Raw genomic sequence first — 7002 nt, 5'->3', positions numbered from 1 at the left:
GCATCGACCAGCGCTCGGCCTCCCGCCACCCCGACTGGACCGGCCCCGACGATCTCGAGATCAAGATCCTCGAGCTGCGCGAGATCACCGACTGGGAAAAGCCGATCTACGTCAAGGTCGGCGGCGCCCGGCCCTACTACGACACCGCGCTTGCCGTGAAGGCCGGCGCCGATGTCGTTGTCGTCGACGGCATGCAGGGCGGCACCGCCGCCACCCAGGAAGTGTTCATCGAAAATGTCGGTATGCCGACGCTTGCCTGCATCAGGCCGGCGGTACAGGCGCTGCAGGATCTGGGCATGCACCGCAAGGTGCAGCTGATCGTCTCCGGCGGCATCCGCAACGGCGCCGATGTCGCCAAGGCGCTGGCGCTCGGCGTCGACGCGGTCTCGATCGGCACGGCTGCCCTCGTCGCGCTCGGCGACAACGATCCCCGCTGGGAGGCCGAGTATAACGAGCTCGGCACCACGGCCGGCGCCTATGACGACTGGCACGAGGGGCGCGACCCCGCCGGCATCACCACGCAGGACCCGGAATTGATGAAGCGGGTCGACCCGGTGGCTGCCGGGCGCCGGCTGGCGAACTACCTCAAGGTGATGACGCTGGAAGCGCAGACCATCGCGCGTGCGTGCGGCAAGAACAGCCTGCACAATCTTGAACCCGAGGACCTCGTCGCGCTGACGATCGAGGCAGCCGCCATGGCCGGCGTGCCGCTGGCCGGCACCAACTGGATACCGGGGAAGAACGGCTTCTGATCAACGAAGGGCCGGTTCCCGCATACTCGGGGAACAACAATCGACAAAAATGGGGAACTAGCGTGGCAACTGATCTTGCAGAATTCGCAAGGGCGAAAAACGTCAAATATTTCATGATTTCCTACACTGACCTGTTCAGTGGCCAGCGTGCCAAGCTGGTGCCGGCGCAGGCGATATCAGACATGCAGAAGGATGGCGCCGGCTTTGCCGGGTTCGCCACCTGGCTGGACCTGACGCCAGCACATCCCGACATGCTGGCGGTGCCGGATCCGGACTCGGTCATCCAGCTGCCGTGGAAGCCGGAGGTTGCCTGGGTCGCCGCCAACTGCATCATGGACGACAAGGAGGTCGACCAGGCGCCGCGCAACACGCTGAAGCGGCTGATCGCGGAAGCAGCCAGCGACGGCATGCACGTCAAGACCGGCGTCGAGGCCGAGTTCTTCCTGATCTCGCCGGATGGCAAGACGATTTCCGACGAATACGACACGGCCTCAAAGCCCTGCTACGACCAGCAAGCGGTGATGCGCCGCTATGACGTCATCGCCGAGATCTGCGACCACATGCTGGCGCTCGGCTGGGGCGCCTACCAGAACGACCACGAGGATGCCAACGGCCAATTCGAGATGAACTGGGCCTTCGACGACGCGCTGGCGACCGCCGACAAGCACTCGTTCTTCAAGTTCATGGTCAAGTCGATCGCCGAGAAGCACGGCCTGCGCGCGACTTTCATGCCCAAACCCTTCCAGGGCCTGACCGGCAATGGCTGCCATGCCCATATTTCGGTCTGGGACAAATCGGGCAAGACCAACGTTTTCGCCGACAATGCGATGGAACTCGGCCTGTCGGCCAAGGGCCGGAATTTCCTCGGCGGCATCATGAAGCATGCTTCCGCGCTTGCCGCGATCACCAACCCGACGGTCAACTCCTACAAGCGCATCAACGCGCCGCGCACCATCTCGGGCGCGACCTGGGCGCCGAACACGGTGACCTGGACCGGCAACAACCGGACCCACATGGTGCGCGTGCCCGGCCCCGGCCGCTTCGAGCTGCGGCTGCCGGATGGTGCTGCCAACCCTTATCTGCTGCAGGCGGTTATCATCGCCGCCGGCCTCGACGGCATCCGCTCGAAGGCCGATCCCGGCAAGCGCTACGACATCGACATGTACCAGCATGGGCACACGGTGAAGGGCGCTCCAAAACTGCCGCTCAACCTGCTCGACGCCTTGCGAGAGTTCGACAAGGACAAATCGCTCAAGGCGGCGCTGGGTGAGGAATTCTCGTCGGCCTACCTAAAGCTGAAGCACCAGGAATGGAATTCCTATGCTTCGCACTTCACGCAATGGGAGCGCGACCACACGCTGGATATCTGACCACCAGCGCGGTGCGAGCGACCTCGGAATGAACTGATGAAATATTCTATCTTCTCGCTCGCCCGCGCCGCCCTGTCCGGCCACAAGAACTGGCAGCGCACCTGGCGCGACGCCACGCCGAAGGATCGCTACGACGTGGTGATCATCGGCGGCGGCGGCCACGGGCTTGCCACCGCCTGGTTTCTCGCCAGCGAGTACGGCATCAAGAATGTCGCCGTACTCGAAAAAGGCTGGATCGGCTCCGGCAATGCCGGCCGCAACACCACCATCATCCGCTCCAATTACGGTCTGCCCGGCAACACCGGCTTCTACGAATTGTCGATGAAGCTGTGGGAGCGGATGGAGCAGGACCTCAACTACAATGCGATGGTCAGCCAGCGCGGCGTCATCAACCTCTACCACTCCGACGCACAGCGCGACGCTTATGCGCGGCGCGGCAACACCATGCGCATCAACGGCATCGACGCCGAACTGCTCGACCTCGCTGCCGTCAAGAAGATGATCCCGTTCCTGAACTTCGACAATGCGCGCTTTCCCGTGCAAGGCGGGCTCTTGCAGCGGCGCGGCGGCACGGCGCGGCACGATGCGGTGGTCTGGGGCTATGCCCATGCGGCGAGCGAACTCGGCGTCGACATCATCCAGAATTGCGAAGTCACCGGCTTCGTCAGGGACGCCAATGGCAAGGTGACCGGCGTCGAGACATCGCGCGGCAAGATCGGTGCCGGCAAGGTCGGCATGGCGGTCGCCGGAAGTTCGTCGCGCGTCGCGGCGATGGCCGGCCTGCGCCTGCCGATCGAGAGCCATGTGCTGCAGGCCTTTGTCTCCGAGGCGATCAAGCCGCTCATCCCTGGCGTCATGACCTTCGGCGCCGGCCATTTCTACGTCAGCCAGTCCGACAAGGGCGGGCTGGTCTTCGGCGGCGATATAGACGGCTACAATTCCTACGCCCAGCGCGGCAACATGCCTGTGATGGAGGATGTCTGCGAGGGCGGCATGGCGCTGATGCCGATGATCGGCCGCGTGCGCCTGCTGCGCCAGTGGGGCGGCATCATGGACATGTCGATGGATGGCTCGCCGATCATCGACAAGACACCGGTCGACGGGCTCTATCTCAACGCCGGCTGGTGCTATGGCGGCTTCAAGGCGACGCCGGGCTCCGGCTTTGTCTTTGCCCACCTTCTGGCCCGCGATGAATCGCACGAAGAGGCCGCACGGTTCCGCCTCGACCGGTTCCGGACTGGTGCGATGATCGACGAAAAGGGCCAGGGCGCCCAACCGAACCTGCATTGAAGGCGGTCTAGAACAGCATGCGCATTGTCTGTCCCTTCTGCGGCGAACGCGAACTCGGCGAGTTCACCTATCTCGGCGACGCCAAGCCCGTACGGCCCGAAGCCGGCGCCTCGGAAGACGAGGTCTTCGACTATGTCTATCTGCGCGACAATGTCGCCGGCGCGACCAGCGAATACTGGTACCATGGCGGCGGCTGCCGGGCCTGGCTGAAGGTCACCCGCAACACGCTGACGCACGAGATTTCCGCCGTTGAGCCGGCGGCTGGCGTGGGTGCGAGGCAGGTCGCGAAATGAATTTTCTTGTGCAAGTCAGCGCCGCCCCTCACCTGCCTGCCGGCATCCTCTCCCCGTATAGGGACGGGGAGAGGGCCGCTGGCTGCAACCTGGCCGCTATTCCTGCAACGTTGAGGATTGGCGAAATCTTGGACGAGAGCGTCCTTCTCCCCGTCACTATACGGGGAGAAGTGCCCGGCAGGGCGATGAGGGGCAGCTCGACGCTGCCGCATGACATCGAAGCGACGAAGGGTCGGCAATCGTGACTTCCAGCCAATCCCACCGTCTCACGTCCGGCGGTCTCATCGACCGCTCGGTGCCACTGAACTTCCGTTTCGACGGCAAGATTTTCTCCGGCTTCCAGGGCGACACGCTCGCCTCGGCGCTGATCGCCAACGGCGTCAAGCTGGTCGGCCGATCGTTCAAATACCATCGCCCGCGCGGTATTCTCACCGCTGGTTCGGAAGAACCCAACGCGCTGGTCGAGCTGCGCACCGGCGCACGGCGCGAGCCGAACACCAAGGCGACGACAGCCGAACTCTATGACGGGCTCGAGGCCGCCAGCCAGAACCGATGGCCGTCGCTGCGCCACGATGTGATGTCGGTGAACCAGCTGTTCGCGCCGATCTTCGTCGCCGGCTTCTACTACAAGACCTTCATGTGGCCGGCGAAGTTCTGGGAAGCGATCTACGAGCCGGCGATCCGCCGCGCCGCCGGCCTCGGCCGTGCCTCAGGCATCGCCGATCCCGATCACTACGACAAGGCATGGGCGCATTGCGATGTGCTGATCGCCGGTTCAGGTCCGGCCGGTTTGGCCGCGGCATTGGCAGCCGGCCGCGCTGGTGCCCGCGTCATCCTGTGCGAAGAGGATTTTGTCCCCGGCGGCCGCCTGCTGTCGGATGGCGGCACGATCGATGGTGTGCCGGCAGCCGAATGGCTGTCGCGGACGCTGGCTGAATTGGCCGATATGCCCGATGTCCGCATCATGACCCGCACGACATTGTTCGGCGTCTATGATGGCGGTACCTATGGCGCGATCGAGCGGGTCAACGACCACCTGCCCTCGCCGCCCGAGCACCAGGTGCGACAGCGGCTGTGGCGGATCGTGGCGAAGCGCTGCGTCGTCGCGGCCGGCGCCATCGAACGGCCGATCGTCTTTGCCGGCAACGACACGCCCGGTGTTATGATGGCGTCCGCCATGCGCACCTATGTCGCGCGCTATGCGGCGACACCGGCAAAGCGCCTCGCGCTGTTCACCAACAATGAGGATGGCTGGCGTACGGTCGAGACTGCACTCGGGGCCGGCCTGCAGATCGCGGCGGTCATCGATGCACGGTCCGAAGTGTCGCCGGCGCATCGTTCGCTGGCCTCCAAGGGTGGCTTCCCGGTGCTGCATGGTTCCGTCAGTGGCGTCGATGGCGGCAAGGATGGCGTCAGGAAAATCGCGGTCTCGCTGACCGGTGGCGCGCGCGCCGAGGTCGAAGCGGACGGCCTCGCGGTCTCTGGCGGCTGGAACCCGGCTGTCGGGCTGACTTCCTACCATCGTGGCCGGCCGAAATGGCAGAACGACATATCTGCCTTCGTGCCGGACGGCGCGCCTCCAGGCATGGTCGCCGCGGGTGCCACCAATGGCGATTTCGGCCTCGGCGCCTGCCTGAGCCAGGGATTTGCCGCCGGCGCGGCAGCGGCGCGTGACACGGGACATAGCGGCACAGTGGGTATCGCGCCTGCCGCCGACGACGAGGCATTCTCGCTGACGCCGCTATGGCACGTCGCCGGCAAGGGCAAGGCGTTTGTCGATTACCAGCACGACGTCACCGCCTCCGACATCGAACTGGCGCAACGCGAAGGCTTTGAATCCGTCGAGCACCTGAAGCGCTACACGACGCTCGGCATGGCGACCGACCAGGGCAAGACCTCCAATGTCGCCGGCCTTGCCATCATGGCCGCGGTCAGCGGCCGTTCGATCCCCGAGACCGGCACGACAATCTACCGGCCGCCTTACGTGCCGGTCGCCATCGGCGCCTTCGCCGGTCATCATCGCGACGAGACGTTTCATGCGACGCGGCTGACGCCGTCGCATCACTGGGCCGTGGAACAGGGCGCTGTCTTCGTCGACACCGGCCTGTGGAAGCGGGCGCAATGGTACCCGCGCGCCGGTGAGAAGGACTGGCTGGAATCGGTGACCCGCGAGGTCAAGGCGGTGCGCGGCGGCGTCGGCTTCTGCGATGTCTCGACGCTCGGCAAGATCGACGTGCACGGTCCCGATGCCGGCGCTTTCCTGGATCGCGTCTACATCAACACCTTCTCCAATCTTGCGGTGGGAAAAGCGCGTTACGGGCTCATGCTGCGCGAGGACGGCATCGTCTATGACGATGGCACGACATCGCGGCTGGCCGAGGATCATTTCTTCCTGACCACCACCACGGCCAAGGCCGGGCTGGTGATGCAGCATCTCGAATTCTGCCGCCAGGTGCTGTTCCCGGAGCTCGACGTGCAGCTCACTTCCGTCTCCGACCAGTGGGCGCAATTCTCGATCGCCGGGCCGAAGACACGCGACCTGCTCAGGGAAATCGTCGACCCGGCCGAAGACCTTTCCAACGAAGGCTTTCCATTCATGGGCGCGCGCGAAGTAGCACTTCGCGGGGGCCTGAGGGCACGGCTGTTCCGTATCTCGTTCTCAGGCGAGATGGCTTTCGAGATTTCGGTGCCGGCGCGCTTTGGCGATGCCATGGCGCGCAATTTGATGCTGGCCGGCGCGCCGTTCGGCGTGACGCCTTACGGCACCGAGGCGCTCGGCGTCATGCGCGTCGAAAAGGGCCACATTGCCGGACCGGAACTGAGCGGCACGACGACGGCGGCCGATCTTGGCCTGGGCAAGATGATGTCGACCAAGAAAGACTATATCGGCCGCGTCATGGCCGGACGCGAGGCGCTGGTAGACCCGGACCGGCAGGTCGTCGTCGGCATCAAGCCGACGGACAAGGCACGCCGGCTGCGCTCCGGTGCGCACGTCATCCCGAAGGGACAGACACCGGGACCTGGTAACGACCAGGGCTATGTCACCTCGGTCTGCTTCTCGCCGACGTTGGATCAGTGGATCGGGCTCGCGCTTGTCGAACGCGGCCGCGAACGCATCGGCGAGATCGTGCATGCGCATGACCCGTTGCGCGGCGAAGACTACGATGTCGAATTCTGCAATCCCGTCTTCTACGATCCGGATGGAGGGCGCCAGCGTGGTTGATTTTTCCTGGGCTCCCCGCAGTCCCCTTGAAAAGGCGCTTGTTGCCGGCGTGCATGGTGCACGCGGTATGGAGG

Annotated in this window: 5 protein-coding genes; all 5 read left to right on the top strand. The window is 64.8% G+C overall.

Going from position 1 to position 7002, the window contains the following annotated elements; all coding sequences use genetic code 11:
• On the top strand, positions 1-752 hold a 752-nt coding region (locus EN749_RS27255; RefSeq protein WP_189367725.1), incomplete at its 5' end, for a glutamate synthase-related protein.
• A gap of 62 nt (positions 753-814) precedes the next feature.
• Entirely contained in the window at positions 815-2122 is a 1308-nt protein-coding gene (glnT, locus tag EN749_RS27250; RefSeq protein WP_128364334.1) for a type III glutamate--ammonia ligase, read from the top strand.
• A gap of 36 nt (positions 2123-2158) precedes the next feature.
• Positions 2159-3412 carry a sarcosine oxidase subunit beta family protein gene (locus EN749_RS27245; protein WP_127270293.1) on the top strand — a complete coding sequence of 418 codons (1254 nt, stop codon included), beginning with the start codon at positions 2159-2161 and terminating at the stop codon, positions 3410-3412.
• A 17-nt stretch (positions 3413-3429) separates the two neighbouring features.
• Positions 3430-3705 carry a sarcosine oxidase subunit delta gene (locus tag EN749_RS27240; protein ID WP_128307685.1) on the top strand — a complete coding sequence of 92 codons (276 nt, stop codon included), beginning with the start codon at positions 3430-3432 and terminating at the stop codon, positions 3703-3705.
• Between the two features lie 241 nt (positions 3706-3946).
• A complete protein-coding gene (locus tag EN749_RS27230; RefSeq protein ID WP_128364333.1) occupies positions 3947-6928 on the top strand; it encodes a sarcosine oxidase subunit alpha in 2982 nt (993 codons plus the stop codon).
• The last annotated feature ends 74 nt before the right edge of the window (positions 6929-7002 follow it).

Origin of the sequence: Mesorhizobium sp. M7A.F.Ca.ET.027.02.1.1, assembly GCF_004022985.1 — a bacterium.
In the GTDB taxonomy this organism is placed as follows: Bacteria; Pseudomonadota; Alphaproteobacteria; order Rhizobiales; family Rhizobiaceae; genus Mesorhizobium.
This window is presented reverse-complemented; position numbering and strand designations above follow the sequence as displayed.